The 14,407-nt window shown below is 69.4% G+C and carries 17 protein-coding genes and 1 rRNA gene; 13 read left to right on the top strand and 5 right to left on the bottom strand.

All coding sequences use genetic code 11. The features are described from left to right. Positions 1-97 precede the first annotated feature (97 nt). Both ACLD7X_RS05190 and ACLD7X_RS05185 read left to right on the top strand, forming a co-directional pair. Entirely contained in the window at positions 98-733 is a 636-nt protein-coding gene (locus ACLD7X_RS05190) for a peroxiredoxin (protein ID WP_411422493.1), read from the top strand. Between the two features lie 63 nt (positions 734-796). After that, positions 797-1,960, top strand: a complete 1,164-nt coding sequence (locus ACLD7X_RS05185) for an anhydro-N-acetylmuramic acid kinase (protein WP_411422437.1) — start codon at positions 797-799, stop codon at positions 1,958-1,960. Here ACLD7X_RS05185 and ACLD7X_RS05180 read toward each other — a convergent pair. After that, on the bottom strand, positions 1,957-2,295 hold the full coding sequence (locus ACLD7X_RS05180; protein WP_411422436.1) for a ribbon-helix-helix domain-containing protein: 339 nt from the start codon (positions 2,293-2,295) through the stop codon (positions 1,957-1,959). The genes ACLD7X_RS05185 and ACLD7X_RS05180 overlap by 4 nt on opposite strands. A gap of 107 nt (positions 2,296-2,402) precedes the next feature. Between ACLD7X_RS05180 and ACLD7X_RS05175 the strand changes: the two genes are divergently transcribed. From ACLD7X_RS05175 to ACLD7X_RS05160, 4 genes are all read left to right on the top strand, one after another. Beyond that, complete coding sequence (locus tag ACLD7X_RS05175; protein WP_411422435.1) at positions 2,403-2,720, top strand: hypothetical protein; 318 nt, start codon at positions 2,403-2,405, stop codon at positions 2,718-2,720. A 90-nt stretch (positions 2,721-2,810) separates the two neighbouring features. After that, entirely contained in the window at positions 2,811-3,146 is a 336-nt protein-coding gene (locus tag ACLD7X_RS05170; protein WP_411422434.1) for a hypothetical protein, read from the top strand. A gap of 311 nt (positions 3,147-3,457) precedes the next feature. Beyond that, entirely contained in the window at positions 3,458-5,185 is a 1,728-nt protein-coding gene (locus ACLD7X_RS05165; RefSeq protein ID WP_411422433.1) for an ABC-F family ATP-binding cassette domain-containing protein, read from the top strand. 127 nt (positions 5,186-5,312) lie between these two features. After that, a complete protein-coding gene (locus tag ACLD7X_RS05160; RefSeq protein WP_411422432.1) occupies positions 5,313-5,540 on the top strand; it encodes a hypothetical protein in 228 nt (75 codons plus the stop codon). 33 nt (positions 5,541-5,573) lie between these two features. Here ACLD7X_RS05160 and ACLD7X_RS05155 read toward each other — a convergent pair whose 3' ends face one another. After that, a complete protein-coding gene (locus ACLD7X_RS05155) occupies positions 5,574-6,689 on the bottom strand; it encodes a trypsin-like peptidase domain-containing protein (RefSeq protein ID WP_412006974.1) in 1,116 nt (371 codons plus the stop codon). Positions 6,690-7,053: 364 nt separating this feature from the next. On the opposite strand from ACLD7X_RS05155, the gene ACLD7X_RS05150 reads away from it, so the two are divergent. The 7 genes from ACLD7X_RS05150 (at position 7,054) to ACLD7X_RS05120 (ending at position 12,521) form a co-directional block, all read left to right on the top strand. Further along, positions 7,054-7,350 (top strand): DUF2973 domain-containing protein, encoded by a 297-nt coding sequence (locus ACLD7X_RS05150; protein ID WP_411422430.1) that lies wholly within the window; start codon positions 7,054-7,056, stop codon positions 7,348-7,350. 65 nt (positions 7,351-7,415) lie between these two features. Continuing rightward, entirely contained in the window at positions 7,416-7,778 is a 363-nt protein-coding gene (locus tag ACLD7X_RS05145) for a hypothetical protein (protein ID WP_412006973.1), read from the top strand. Continuing rightward, positions 7,775-10,396 carry an ATP-dependent helicase HrpB gene (hrpB, locus tag ACLD7X_RS05140; RefSeq protein ID WP_411422492.1) on the top strand — a complete coding sequence of 874 codons (2,622 nt, stop codon included), beginning with the start codon at positions 7,775-7,777 and terminating at the stop codon, positions 10,394-10,396. The genes ACLD7X_RS05145 and hrpB overlap by 4 nt, the downstream gene beginning before the upstream one ends. After that, positions 10,396-10,617, top strand: a complete 222-nt coding sequence (locus tag ACLD7X_RS05135; protein WP_411422428.1) for a hypothetical protein — start codon at positions 10,396-10,398, stop codon at positions 10,615-10,617. The genes hrpB and ACLD7X_RS05135 overlap by 1 nt, the downstream gene beginning before the upstream one ends. Positions 10,618-10,639: 22 nt before the next feature. Then, entirely contained in the window at positions 10,640-11,821 is a 1,182-nt protein-coding gene (xseA, locus tag ACLD7X_RS05130; protein ID WP_411422427.1) for an exodeoxyribonuclease VII large subunit, read from the top strand. A 2-nt stretch (positions 11,822-11,823) separates the two neighbouring features. After that, a complete protein-coding gene (gene xseB, locus ACLD7X_RS05125; RefSeq protein ID WP_411422426.1) occupies positions 11,824-12,138 on the top strand; it encodes an exodeoxyribonuclease VII small subunit in 315 nt (104 codons plus the stop codon). Next, positions 12,135-12,521: a DUF2834 domain-containing protein gene (locus ACLD7X_RS05120; RefSeq protein ID WP_411422425.1), complete on the top strand. Its 387-nt coding sequence runs from the start codon at positions 12,135-12,137 to the stop codon at positions 12,519-12,521. The genes xseB and ACLD7X_RS05120 overlap by 4 nt, the downstream gene beginning before the upstream one ends. A gap of 155 nt (positions 12,522-12,676) precedes the next feature. On the opposite strand, the gene ACLD7X_RS05115 is transcribed toward ACLD7X_RS05120, so the two are convergent. The 3 genes from ACLD7X_RS05115 to rrf all read right to left on the bottom strand — a co-directional run. Continuing rightward, entirely contained in the window at positions 12,677-13,132 is a 456-nt protein-coding gene (locus ACLD7X_RS05115; RefSeq protein ID WP_412006972.1) for a hypothetical protein, read from the bottom strand. Positions 13,133-13,220: 88 nt separating this feature from the next. Continuing rightward, positions 13,221-14,138 carry a YhjD/YihY/BrkB family envelope integrity protein gene (locus ACLD7X_RS05110; RefSeq protein ID WP_411422423.1) on the bottom strand — a complete coding sequence of 306 codons (918 nt, stop codon included), beginning with the start codon at positions 14,136-14,138 and terminating at the stop codon, positions 13,221-13,223. Positions 14,139-14,307: 169 nt separating this feature from the next. Then, positions 14,308-14,407, bottom strand: a 5S ribosomal RNA gene (gene rrf, locus ACLD7X_RS05105); the annotation flags it as partial.

The raw sequence follows: 14,407 nt of genomic DNA, 5'->3' as shown, positions 1-14,407 counted from the left end.
GGCTCGATCACCACAAGCGGCATCACCGGCGCCTGTGTCACCATCGTCAGCTGCGGGCCTCCACCGGCCCCATCCTCTCCCTGCGTCCTGCTCTCCCATGGCTCTGCAACTCGGCGACACCGTCCCCGACTTCACCCAGGATTCCCAGCTCGGTCCGATCCATTTGTACGACTACGCCGGCGACAGCTGGGTGGTCCTGTTCTCCCATCCTGCTGATTACACGCCGGTGTGCACCACCGAACTCGGCGAGGTGTCGCGGCTGCGCCCCGAGTGGGAGAAGCGCAATGTCAAGACCATCGCCCTCAGTGTCGACTCGGCCGAGAGCCACAAGGGCTGGATCTGTGACATCAACGAAACCCAGAACACCACTGTCGACTATCCGATCCTGGCGGATGAAGACAAGAAAGTGAGCGATCTCTACGGGATGATCCACCCGAATGCGCTCAACAACCTGACCGTGCGCTCGGTGTTCATCATCGACCCCAACAAGAAACTCCGCCTCCAGATCACCTATCCCGCCAGCACGGGCCGGAACTTCGATGAGATTCTGCGGGTGATCGACTCTCTCCAGCTCACCGACTACCACCAGGTGGCCACCCCGGTGAACTGGAAGGACGGCGACGACTGCGTGGTGGTGCCCTCCATCCCGACCGAGGAAGCCAGGAGCAAGTTCCCGAAGGGCGTCACCGAGGTGAAGCCCTACCTGCGCATGACCCCCCAACCCAACCGCTGAGCCGGCCAGCTCCGGATCCAGGCCCGCTCCTATAACCCAGCCGACCCCCCCGACACCGACACGATGCGCGTTCTCGGTCTGATGAGCGGCACCAGCGCCGATGGGGTCGATGCCGTGCTGGCGAGCTTCCAGGGACCGCTCCGGCGGCCCCGCTGGCGCCTGCTCGCCCGGGCCAGCCTCCCCTACCCCGAGCCCTTGCGGCAGCAGCTGATCGGGCTCGGCCAGGGGGAGCTGCTCAGCGCCGCGGCGCTGCTGGAGCTGGCCGAGGCCACCACCGAGGTGCAGGCCGCGGCCGCCCGTGCCTGCGACCCCCAGGGCAGCGCCGAACTGGTGGGCTGCCATGGGCAGACGGTCTGGCACCGCCCGCCCGTGGGCAAGCGGCGGGGCAACAGCTGGCAGCTGCTGCAGGGTCCCCTGCTGGCCGCGCTGGTGCAGCGCCCGGTGGTCTTCGACTTCCGGGCGGCCGATCTTGCCCTCGGCGGCCAGGGGGCGCCCCTGGTGCCACCCGCCGACGAGGCCCTGATCGGCCGCTGCGGTGGCTGGCGGGCGGTGCTCAACCTCGGCGGGATTGCCAACCTCACCCTGCTGCCGCCGCGCTGCGGCCCCGATCGGCATCAGCCGGTGCGCGGCTGGGATTGCGGGCCCGCCAACACCCTCCTCGACCTGGCCGTGCACCGGTTCAGCGGGGGCAGCCGGACCTATGACGCCGATGGCGCGTGGGCCCGCCGGGGGCAGGTGAACGAGGCCCTGATCGGGCGGTGGCTGCAGGAACCGTTCTTTCAGCAGGTTCCACCGAAATCCACCGGGCGAGAGCTGTTCGGCCGCCCCGACCTGGAGCGTCGGCTGGAGGCCCTGGATGCCGTGCGCCAGCCCGCCGGCCCAGACCGACCAGCCGAGGGGGAGGCCGCCGATGCGCTGGCCACCCTCACGGCCTTCAGCGCCGCCGCCGTGGCCCAGGAGTTGGCACACGGGCCCCGGCCCATCGAACTGCTGGTGGCCGGCGGTGGCGCCCGGAACGGCCTGCTGATCGAGCAGCTGCGCCGCCGCTGCCGGGGTGTGATCGTGCGTCCCCTGGCCGATCTGGGCATTGCCGACAGCGATCGTGAGGCGCTGGCCTTCGCGCTGCTCGCCTGGTGGCATCACCGCAACCACCCCGGCAATGCGCCTGAGGTGACCGGCGCTCGCCGCCCCACGGTGCTGGGGGTCTGCGCCCGGCCACCGGGCTAGCTGGGGCGCTGGAGACGCAGCCTGCGGGGTGCGCCCCGCAGGCGCTGGGGGCGCCCCTGGCCCTGCTGTTCCAGCTGCTGGCGGAACTGGTCCGCATTGGTCAGCGACGGGGCTGACGGGGCAGGCGAGGCGGTGGCGGGGGTGGGGCCAGCGCTGCCGCGGGCCTGCTCCAGGCGCTCCACACCCTGCTGGATCAGCACCTTGGCCATGTTGCTCACGGTCCGGGAATCGGCCTCGGCCAGCTGGGCCAGCCGCAAGCAGAGATCCTCCGGCAGAACGACCTGGATCCTGGGCGACTTGGGCCGCCCGCTGGAGGAGGTTTGCCGGGTCGCCACGCCAGACGGGAACGGACAACAGGGGGACGGGGAGGGCGGCGGCAGGCCCGGGGTGGAACCGGGCCTCCAGGTTCCACCCGGATACGTTGCAGTGTACTCAGATGCGCATGGATAGTATCCATGCCTATGCTGGCGACAGCCCATCCGTTCCCCATCCATCCGGAGGTGGCCCCATGCCCCACAGCCGCAACCGCCGCACCGCCGAGCGCAGCGACGTGCTGGTCTCGGCCGTGATCAGCACCTACCTGCTCACCCATCTGCACCATGTGCTGCAGCGGGCCGAGTACGGAGCCCAGCAGGAGGGGCGCACCGCCCTTGCCGCGAACTACGCGGAGCTGCGCAAGGTGCTCTGTCTGGATGCCCGCAGCATGGAGGACGCCTCCGCCTGCGGCACACCGGTTAACGACAACCCGAAGGCCGCCTGAAAAAGGCCGCCTGAACAACAAAGCCGCAATGCGTCGCGCCAGGGTCCTGAACGGCCCATAGGGTCAGAGAAGAGTCGCTGGACCCTCCCCATGAGCAGCAGCCCGAGTCACAGCCCGAGCCAGGGTCCCGGCCACAGTTCGCGCGGGGAGGACGCTTCGGTGGATCCGATCCCGGTGGATCCGATCTCGGCGGATCCGACCGGCAACGCTGTGGAACTGTATGGCCGCATCAGCGCCGACCCCGAGCTGACCCAGTCGCTGTTCCGCCAGGCGCTGCAGGATCCCAGCGGCGCGCTGGATCGCATCGTGGGTCTGGGTGCGGAACTCGACCTACCGGTGAGCCGGGAAGAGGTCAAGGCCCACATCGCCGCGCTCGACGACCCCGCCAGCAAGCAGTGGCTGCTCAAGGCCCGCGGAGGTCTCTGATCGGGGCGACGCCGCCGGACGCTTCATCCCCCCTCCCTGGGCCCAGCTGAAAAACAGCCAGTAGCTCACGATGGCCAGGCCCGCGGCCACCACCAGGGCAGCGACCTGCTCGAGGCGCTTGATCATCCCGGGACAACGGCGACTGCCCGGAGTCTGCCCGAGGCAGGCGTCCCCCGCAGGCCCGGCGGCCAGCCCGATCGGCCCCTTAACCGACCGGGCACGTCCACGGTGCGGCAATGATGCGAAATGATGAGCTTGGGACGAGTCCCCCATCCCGGCCTCGCCTGCAGCCCTCCGCTCCGCTCCGCCCCGTGCTCCGTCTTGAACGCATCGGCAAGATCTATCCGACCGGGGAGGTGCTGCGCGACGTCACCTGGGAAGTCAAGGCCGGGGACCGCATCGGCCTGGTCGGCGTGAATGGTGCGGGCAAATCCACCCAGCTGAAGATCATCGCCGGACTCGAGGAACCCAGCAGCGGTCAGGTGATCCGCCAGGGCGAACCGCGGATCGCCTACCTGCAGCAGGAGTTCGACGTGGACCCTCGCCGCACCGTGCGGGAGGAGCTGTTCCAGGCCTTCGGGGAAGCGGCGGAGGTGCTCGTGCGCCAGCACGCGGTGGAGCACGCCATGGCGAGCGAGCGGGCGGCCAGCGATCCGGAGCATCTCGATGCCCTGATCCACGAACTGGGCCAGCTGCACAGCCGCTTCGAGGCGCTGCACGGCTACGAGCTCGATGCCCGCATCGACAAACTGCTCCCCACGATCGGCTTCACCCCCGAGGGGGCCGAACAGGTGGTCGGGGACTACTCGGGAGGCTGGCAGATGCGCATCGCCCTGGGCAAGATCCTTCTCCAGGACCCCGATCTGCTGCTGCTGGACGAGCCCACCAACCATCTGGACGTCGAGACGATCCAATGGCTTGAGGGGTATCTGATCCAACAGACCGCCGCCCTGGTGGTGATCAGCCACGACCGCACCTTCCTGGATCGGGTCTGCAACCAGATCGTCGAAACCGAGCGGGGCGTCTCCCGCACCTACCTGGGCAACTACACCCAGCATCTGGAGCAGAAGGCCCTGGAGCGGGAAGCCACCCAGTCCGCCTTCGAGCGCCAGCAGAAGGAGCTCTCGGCCCAGCAGGCCTACATCGATCGGTTCCGCGCCAGCGCCACCCGTTCGACCCAGGCCAAGAGCCGCGAGAAGCTCCTGGACAAGATCGAGCGGGTGGAGGCCCCAGTCGAGTCGGTGAGTGGACCTCGCTTCCACTTTCCCGAGGCTCCCCGCTCCGGCCGGCTGGTGGCCGAGATCGCCGATCTCACCCACAGTTACGGCGACCGGATCCTCTTCCTCGGGGCCAACCTCGAGGTGGAGCGGGGGGACCGTATCGCCTTCGTGGGCCCCAACGGGGCCGGCAAGTCCACCCTGCTGCGTCTGGTGATGGGCCTGGAGCAGCCGCTCGAGGGCCGCGCCGGGCTGGGAGAGCACAACGTGGTGGCGGGCTACTTCGAGCAGAACCAGGCCGAAGCCCTGGATCTCTCCAAAACGGTGATCGACACGATCTTCGAGGCGGTGCCGGACTGGACCCAGACCCAGGTGCGCTCGCTGCTGGGCAGCTTCTGCTTCAGCAACGAGAGCGTGTTCAAGGAAGCCGGCAAGCTCTCCGGGGGGGAGAAAGCCCGCCTGGCCCTCGCCCAGATGCTGCTCACCCCCTGCAACCTGCTGGTGCTGGACGAACCGACCAACCACCTCGACATCCCCGCCAAGCAGATGCTCGAGGACGCCCTGATCGCGTACGAGGGAGCGGCACTGCTGGTGAGCCATGACCGCTATTTCATGGCGCGGGTGGCCAACCGGATCGTCGAGGTGCAGGACGGCGAACTGGTGCTCTACCGGGGTGACTACGCCTACTACCTCGAGAAAAAGGAGGAAGAGGCCGAGCTCGCGCGCCAGCAGGCCGCCGAAGCCACGCGCCTCGCCAAGCGAGCCGCCAACCGCCAGAAACAGCAGGAGCGGCAGGCCTCCCGCAAGCACAAGGCGGCCTGAACGGGCCACCGGGGATCACGCTGACAGGAAATCACCACAACCAAGGGCCCCTGTCGCAACGGCTACGAGCGGAACTGAAACAGTTTGTAGCTTTGGGCCGGTCCATCGCCCCATCGCGACGCCCGCCATGCCTGAACCACTCGCCCTCAGCCTCGGTCAGCAATTCGAGCTGGAACGGATGAGCCGCGCCATCGATGACACGGCAGACCTCAAGGCCCTGCAGGGGATCGCCAAGCAACTGCTGCAGGCCTGGCACAGCCAGAAAGCCGCGACCCAGTGGGTCATGCGCCAGCAGCTGGCGGCGCCCTCGCAGTTCGGCCCGGGATTCACGGCCCCCTGGGGTCAGGAGGCCTGATCCGGTGACGATCCGGGCGAGAAGGGCGGCGCGTCAGGCTCCGCCCATCTGCACCGGCACGACCGTCACCTTCAGAACCTGGCCCTGGCGCTGAATGCTCAGCGTGAGGCTTCCCCCCACACCGGTCCTTTCCACGGCAGACACCAACTGGGAGGGCTGAACCACCGATTCCCCTCCGGCCGCCACCACCACATCACCTTCTTTCAAGCCGGCACGCTCGGCAGGGCCGTTGGCCAGAACCGAGGCCACCCGCACCCCCCGGGTCAGGCCGGTCCCATCGCCCGGACGCACGAGATCGAGGCCGACACCGATCATCGGGTGGCTCACCTTGCCGGTCGCCACCAGCTGGCGCGCGATGTCCCTGGCCCGGTTGATCGGAATGGCGAACCCCAGGCCGGCCCCGGGGCCCTGACGCACCAGGGTGTTGATGCCGATCACTTCACCATCGGCGTTGAGCAGGGGCCCACCGGAATTGCCGGGATTGATGGCCGCGTCGGTCTGGATCAGATCCAGACGCTTGTCGGTGATCCCGAGCTTCGCCGCGTTCCGGTTGAGGTTGCTGATGATCCCCATCGTCACGGTGTTGTCGAGCCCATAGGGATTGCCGACGGCAATCGCCCATTCCCCGACCTGGAGGGCATCCGAATCGCCCAGGGGAGCCACCGGCCAGGGCCCCGATCCAGCAAGGCGCACGACGGCCAGATCGGTCAGCCGGTCCAGCCCCATCACGGTGCCTTCCACACGCCGGCCGTCCTGGAGGCCCACCGTGACACGGTCCGTTTTCTCCACCACATGGGCGTTGGTGAGGATCAGACCATCGGCCTGAATGATGAAACCACTGCCCTGGCCGCGCTCGGTGCGCTGGGCCGGGGGGACGGAACGCTGGGGGAGGCCGAAGAACTGGCGGAAGGCCGGATCGTTCATCAGGGAGTTGGAAGCTCCCCCCCCCGCTCCCGCGACCCGCACAGTGCGCTCGGTGTCGATCGTGACCACCGCGGGGCCGGCGCGACGGACCGCGGCGGCCACGAAGGACTGGCGGCTGAGGGCAGTCCCGATGCTGGTGCCGGACTGGGCGGCGGCCAGGGGCTGCGGAATGGCCAGGCCGGCAGGAAGGCAGAGGGATGCCGCCAGAAACGGAGCCCAGGTCAAGGGCAGGGCACGGTGCGAACCCATGTACGAAGCGGCCACGACATCCCAGAACCGTAGTCAGACCCGCAAGACCCAGAAGGGCGGATCCCCGGCCCTCCCGTGACTCCTGGCCGGACCCGGCCCTGCGCACCCCAAGGCTTCCGCAGGCCCGACCCCCAGGAGAAGGGGCGACGACCCTAGGCTGCGCAAAGATTTGTATCGATCCATGGGCACTGAGCGACTTCTCCTGGCCTTCCTCGCCTTCGGTGCTGCCTGCACCACCCTCTGGGCCTGGATGCTCGCCACCGCAGGGACCAGTTCCCGCCAGTCCGGGCAATGATGGGGGTGCGGCTCGGCCGACTCCACCTGCACCAGCCCCCCGGGCATGAACGCGATCCTCTCCCAGCTCTTCCCGATCATTTACGGCGCCTGTTTTCTGGTCTTGCTCTGGCAGGCCTTTCGGGTGATGGGGCAGGGTTTCAGGGCGGTGCCGCGCCCTGGGGATCCCCAGGGCGCCGTGGGACCGGTCGGAGAGACCCCGGAAGTCGCTGACCGCACCGGCAGGGTGACCATCCATCCCGAACTTCTCGATGCCGATGGTCAGCTCACCAGCGAAGATCTGCTCACGGTGCGGTTCAGTGGGGACAACGAGCGTCCCGCCTTTCCGGGAGACCCCAGCTGAATAGGCTCATCGGTGAGAACGTGACTTCAGGGAGTGAGCGAGCATTGGACCAACGGACGCGGATCGTGGCTGCTTTACTGCGCACCCTCAAGCTCCCGCCTCGCTTTCGCCTGAAGTTGGTCAAGGACGATCCGATCCGTCTGGAACTGAGCCTGACCCCTGCCTACGGCAAGGATCCCGTGCTGGTCGGCCTGGTGGAATCCCAGGACCTGGTAGCCCGGCGTGACCGTGAGGGTCGTATTCCCAGGGATCTGCAGGGCACCTGGGACTGGACCGTGCGGCACGGTTCCGTCAGCACCGGTGGATGGAACCCCTACCTGAAGGAAGCCCTTCAGACCATGTTCGAAACCGGCCTGCCGGCGATCGTCTACGAGGAACTCACCGGCGAGGCCTACCACCCGGTCGATGGTGTGCGCCACGTGCGCTGAAGGCCATCGGGCCCCGGTTCGGCTCCGCATCCGCCTCTCCTGACCATCCGCCCCTGACCGAACGCCTGCCGATCGACCCCCTCCTGCCCCAGATCCGGGCAGCGCTGGCGGAACCGGGGGCGACCCTGCTGCTTCAGGCCCCCCCCGGCGCGGGCAAGACCACCCGGGTGCCAGGGGCTGCCCTCGCGGCCCTGGCTGGGACCGGCGGCAGCGGAAGCGGCCGCGTCTGGATGCTGGAGCCCCGCCGGATCGCCGCCCGCTCGGCGGCACAGCGGCTGGCGGTGGAACGCCACGAGGCCGTGGGCCAGGTGGTGGGCTACAGCGTGCGGCTCGAGAGCCGCACCAGCCCCGCCACCCGCATCGAGGTCCTGACCGGGGGGGTGTTCCTCCGCCGCCTGCAGCAGGATCCCGCCCTGGAGGGGGTCGGCTGCCTGATCCTCGATGAATTCCACGAGCGTCACGCCGACACCGACCTCGCCCTGGCCCTGGTGCGCCAGGCCCGGGAGCTCCTCAACCCCGCCCTGCGGCTCGTGGTCATGTCGGCCACCCTGAACCTGGAGGCGCTCGCAGCCCAGATGCCGGAGGCCAGGGTGCTCAGCAGCGCGGGCCGCAGCCACCCTGTAGAGATCCTTCACCAGCTCCCCAGACCTGGGGAACGGCTGGAACGGCAGGTGCTGCGGGCACTGGAGAACCATTGGCAGGCCGAGCCCCCCCAGGGGGACACCGCCCTGGTGTTTCTGCCGGGTCTGGCGGAGATTCAGGCCTGCAGCCGCAGCCTGGCCGCGGCGGGCTGGGAGGACACGCTCGATTGGGTTCCCCTGCACGGCAACCTGCCCCTGGCGGAACAGGGCCAGGCGATCGCCCCGGCCCGGCCCGGCCGCTCCAAGCTGGTCCTGGCCACCGCCCTGGCGGAGAGCTCCCTCACGATCGCCGGGGTGACCCTGGTGGTCGACAGCGGCCTGAGCCGCCGCAACCGGTTTGACCCCGTGAGCGGCATGGACACCCTGGTCACGGTTGCCGCCAGCCGCGCCAGTGCCGACCAGCGGACCGGTCGGGCCGGGAGGCTGGGGCCGGGCCGCTGCATCCGGCTCTGGTCGCCGGCCGAACAACAGCGGCGACCTGATCACGACACGCCTGAGATCCAGGAGGCCGACCCGCTGCCCCTGGCGCTGCAGCTGGCCTGCTGGGGGGATCCCCTCGGGCAGGAGCTGAACTGGCTCGATCCACCGCGGGCTGCGGCCCTGAAGGAAGCCCGGGCCCTGCTGGGCCAGCTCGGGGCCCTCGATGCCGGCGGAGCGCTGAGCGCCGACGGGCGCCGGCTCGCGCGGCTGGGGCTCCACCCCCGGCTGGGTCACATGCTCTTGGTGGCCCAGCGCTGGCAGGCCGAGAGCCTGGCCTGTGAACTGGCGGTGCTGCTGAGCGAGCGGGACCCCCTGAACCGCCAGGAGGCCGGCAGCGACCTGCTCAGCCGGCTCGACTGGCTGCGGGAGCGGAACCCCCACCATCCCCTGCGGCAGCTCAAGCGCCAGTGGGAGCGTCAGCTGGGGGCTCTCCCCCACGCCACACCGGCCGCGGACCAGGCGCAGGACCAGGAGCAGCCGCCCAGCCCGGAAGCCACCCTGGCCGCCCGGCTGGTGGCTGAGGCCTACCCGGAGCGGGTCGCGCTGGCGCGAAGCGATGGGCGGGGGAGGTTTCTGATGCGCGGCGGCCGGGGCGCGGTGCTGCATCCGCATGACCCGCTGCGGGGGGCGACGCTCCTGGCGGTCGCCGCCGCCGATGGCGCGGACCAGGACGCCCGGATCCTCCAGGCCCTGCCCCTGGATCGGGCCTACCTGGAGAACCTGGCCGACCGGGGGGGGCAGCGGCGGTACCAGGCCCGCTGGGATGCCGCTGCCGGCCGGGTGCGGTGCGAGCAGATCCTCGAACTCGATGCCCTCACCCTGGACGCGCGCCCCTGGCCCCAAGCCAGCGGTGAAGCGGTGGTGGCAGCCCTGCTCGACGGCCTGCGGCAGACAGGCCTGGCGGCCCTCCCCTGGCGGGCCAGCACCCGCCAGCTGCAGCAGCGGCTGTGCCTGGCCCACCGCCATCTGGGGACGCCCTGGCCGGACCGCAGCGACACCTGGCTGCTCGCGGATCTGCAGAGCTGGCTGGCTCCCCAGCTGGAGGGCCTGCGCAGCCTGGACGACCTGCAGGGGATCGATCTCGCCGAGGCGCTCTGGGGGGATCTGGACTGGTCACGGCGCCTGGAACTGGATCGGGTGTTGCCGGCCAGGCTCACGGTGCCCTCGGGACGGGCGGTGAGCCTCGACTACAGCAGCGGCGAGGCGGTGCTGGCGGTGAAACTGCAGGAGGTGTTCGGCATGGCCGTGGGTCCGACCCTGCTCGACGGGCAGCTCCCCGTGACCCTGCACCTGCTCACCCCGGCGGGACGTCCCGCTGCGATCACCCGGGACCTGGCGGGGTTCTGGCAGGGCAGTTACCGGGAGGTCCGGCGGGAGCTCCGCGGGCGGTACCCACGCCACCCCTGGCCGGAGGACGGCGCCAACGCCCAGCCCACCGGCCTGACCAAGGCCGCCCTGGCCCGGCAGGGCGGCACAGCCCGGCCCACGGGAGGCTGATGCCGCGCCCCTGCTGCAGACTCGCCCTGTTCGCCATGCCGTCCGTGGCCCGCTTCTTCGTCAACAACCGCCGTGATGGCTCGCGGCTGCTGAGCAGTGCCCTGGTCATCTGCGGAGCGGGGCTGATCCGGATCGACCACCCCGCCGGCCAGGCCATCGCCCTGCTGGCCGGACTCGTGAGTCTGTACTGGTGGACCTGCTACCGCCAACTGGAATCATGAAGGGCCTCCATGCCCTCAGGCCATGAACGGCCCAGGCGAGGGGTCCGGTCTGCCCCGCTACAGCGTCAGCGCGCTCAACGCCGCCGTGGGCAGCCTGCTGGAGCGCGGCTTCGCGCCCCGCTTTCTGCTGGAGGCCACCGTCAGCCGGCCCCAGCTAAAGAAGGGCCATCTGTGGATGACCCTGGTCGATGACCAGGCGTCGATCACGGCCGTGGTGTGGGCCTCCCAGCTGTCCCGGCTGAGCCTGCAGCCGAGCGATGGGGACGGCGTTCTGGTGGTAGGCAAGCTCAACTTCTGGGCCAGCCGGGCCTCCCTCAGTGTGCAGGTGCTCGATCTGAGGCCCAGCCTCAGCAGTGTGCTGCGCCGCTTCGAGCAGGTGCGCCAGCTGCTGAGCGGCGAAGGGCTGTTTGCCCCTGAACGCAAGCGGACCTTGCCCCCCCTGCCGCAGTGCATCGCCCTGCTCACCAGTGTGCCGAGTTCGGCCCTGGCGGACATGCTGCGCACGGCCGCGGAACGCTGGCCGGCCACCCGGATTCTGGTGGTGCCCATCCCGGTTCAAGGGGCCGTCGAGGGACAGATCTGCGCCACCCTCAGCCACCTTTACACCCACCTGGAGAGCCAAGGCATCGAGGCCATCGTGCTGGCACGGGGTGGAGGCAGCCGCGAGGATCTGACGGTCTTTGACGGGGCCGATCTGGCCCGCGTCCTCGCGGCCTCACCGGTGCCGACCGTGAGTGGGATCGGGCACGAGGATGACACCACCATTGCCGACCTGGTCGCCGACCACCGGGCGGCGACCCCGACTGCGGCGCTGGTGGCCCTGCTGCCGGAACGGGCGGCCGTGCTGGCGGGCCTGGCGCAGGCGCGCCGCCATCTCGCCCAGCTGGTGACCCTGCGCCTCCAGGGGGAGCGGCAGCAGCTCGGCCGGCTGGACGAACGGCTCAGCCAACTCCACCCCCGGGACCTGCTGGACCAGCGGCGGACCAGCCTGCGCCAGGCCCGGTCGCTGCTGCGGGCCCTTTCCCCGGAGCACATCCTCCAGCGGGGATTCAGCCTGATCCGGCTCGGCACGGGTCCGCTGGTGCGCTCGGTCCACGACCTGCATCCCGATCAGGCCGTGGTGCTCGAACTCGCGGATGGGCAGGCCGATGCCCTCGTGCGCCAGATTCACCCCCATCCATCCCCACCAGCGGCTCCTGCCTGACCATGGCCAGCACCGGTTCCAGTGCCCGCGGCCAGGGCCGCTCCAGCGGCCAGCGCAGCAGGACCCCTGACCCCGGCCGTCAGGCGGAACGCACGGCAGCGCAGCTGTCCTACAACGAAGCCCGGGCGGCTCTGGAGCTGATCCTGGCCGAACTCCAGGCCAGCGACCTCCAGGTGGAGGAGATGGCCGCGCTCTATCGCCGCGCCCAGGCCTATGCGGAGCGCTGTGAACAGATCCTCGAGCACGTGGAGCAGGAGATCCTGCTCTGGGACTTGAGTGACGACGCCGAACGCCCCCCCACCCCGTACCACCCATGACCACCGACGAGATCTCCGCATCCGGCGGCAGCGGACGCCCCCTGCGCTGGCTCCGATGGGTGTACCTGGCCCTGGCCGTCGCGGGCGCGGTGCTGCCCTGGCTGGCCAACCTGGCGTTCATCCAGGACTACGGCGCCAGCTTCGATATCGGGCTGTTCGTGGCCCTCGCCAACGCCAACCCGGCGGCCTCATCCCTCTCGCGGGATCTCGCCATCGGCGCCACGGCCGTGGTGCTCTGGATGGTGCAGGAGAGCCGGCGGCTGCAGATGCGGGGACTGCCCTGGGTGCTGCTCGGCTGCGTGACTGTGGCGTTCGCCTTCGGCGCTCCGCTGTTCCTCTACCTCCGTGAGCGGCGGCTGGACGAGCTGGACCGCATCTCCTGAGGGGGACGGTCCCACGAGCGAGCAAAGCCCGTCCGGGCCAGGCCGCCAGGCCAGGGTTGGACCACCCAGGTGGACATGGCCAGGTGGACATTCCCAGGGGTCGGACGCTCTGCGGAGCGTTCTGGTCAATCAACCGGGTCGATCAACCTGGCCGATCAAGGTGCTTCCGAACGGCTGTCGCTGTCCATGGACTGGGAGGACACCACTTCGACGTCGATGGTCGCGGTGGAGGCCTCGCGATCACTCCCGAAGACCTGGCTGTCCGGCCTGGGCGACGGCCGCTCCGCCGACGCCGAGGCGCCGAGGGAGGTGCCGCAGGCGGGGCAGACCTCCAGACCGAGGCTGGTAAACCCACAGGCCGGGCAGACCTGCAGGCGGCGGCGCAACACCTGCCAGGCGATAAACCCGACCGCACCCAGCAGGACCGGCAGGAGCAACAGGGTGAGGGTGATGCCCCCCAGCAGATCCAGCAGGAAGCGCCCGAACGGCAGCGGTGCCAGCAGCAAGGCCCCGATCAGCAGAATGGGCAACCAGGGAACCGACCTCTGCATGGCTGACGGGAAGGGGAACGGGCAGGGCCAGTCCTGGCGCATGGCGACCGGGATGACCATCCTGGCCCCTGGCAAGTCTGCTCCAACTCGGTGACTGGCACCGTGAGCTGGCAGCGTGAGAGGTTGGCTGGAAGGCTGCTGAAGCCATTCACGACCGGTGGCTGGCCGGACGGCTGATCACCACACTCAGGCATTGGGCGAAATAGATCAGGACTCCGATCAGCCAGATCCAGAAACCAAACACCAGAACCCCACCGACGAGGCCATAGGCCTGAAAGCGCAGCCCCAGGGCCACCAGCACCCGACCCACCACCAGGTTCAGGAGGGTCAGCGACAGCGAAAGGAAGACACCTCCGGGCAGAAGATGGCGCCAGGGCACCCGTCGTGACGGCAACATCCACAGCAGCAACAGTGACGCCAGGAAGATGAAGCCCAGGGTCATCAGCAGGTCCACAGCCAGGGTCAGGGGGTGCTGCAGATCGAGCGTCAACGGAATGACGCGGGGCATCATCCCGATCCGCGGCGGCGCGTCGGCAAGACGCCAGGGACTGATCACCCTGTCCAGCACGATCATCAGGGCCAACAGCGATACCAGCGCCAGGGCCTTGAAGCGCAGCTTCAGATAGCGCAGGACCAGCTGGGACGCACCCATCCTCTCAAGACCGAAGGGCCGGTTCCACCAGATCCGGTCGGCACCACGCTGAAGGGTCAGGTAGGCATTGCTGGCCGTGAGCAGGAGCACCAGCACACCCAGCAGTCCGGCCCCGAAACCCTGCCGAAGAAACGCGTTCAAGCCCGTGGAGACAGCGGGCATGGCGGAATCGGGCAGCACCTGCCGAGCCCCACTGAGCAGCCGGTCCACCAGGCCCTCATCCTGACCCAGAACCCTGGCGGCCAGGGAGAGGGCAATCAGTCCGATCGGGAAGACCGACTGCAGGGCGTGATACGCGAAAGCGGCGCTCAGATCGACACAGTCATGGCGAAACCACAGCTGGATCGCTCGCCAGACGATGCGCCCTGCAGCGAAGCGCCTCAGACCGGCCCGCCGCCCTGCATTCCTCGGCAAAAGATTCTCCGGCGAGAGCTCACACCGCCCCAAGGACCCAGGCGTCACCGGAGCCTAGCGGGACGGCCCGAGCGCTCCCCACCTTCAAAGCCTCCCCACAACAAAGCCACCCCGTGTGGGGTGGCTCTGGCGCTCCAGCCGCTGGGGCTGGAGCAGAAGCGAATGTTTTACCTGGCATCGACCTATTTTCTCAGGGGGCTACCCCCCAAATATCGTCGGCGCTGCAGCGTTTCACAGCCGAGTTCGAGATGGATCGGCGTGGTTCCACT

The organism is Aphanothece microscopica RSMan92 (assembly GCF_046613545.2).
Classification (GTDB): Bacteria; Cyanobacteriota; Cyanobacteriia; order PCC-6307; family Cyanobiaceae; genus NIES-981.
Note: the sequence above shows the minus strand (reverse complement) of the source record. Positions and strands in the feature narration are given on the sequence as shown.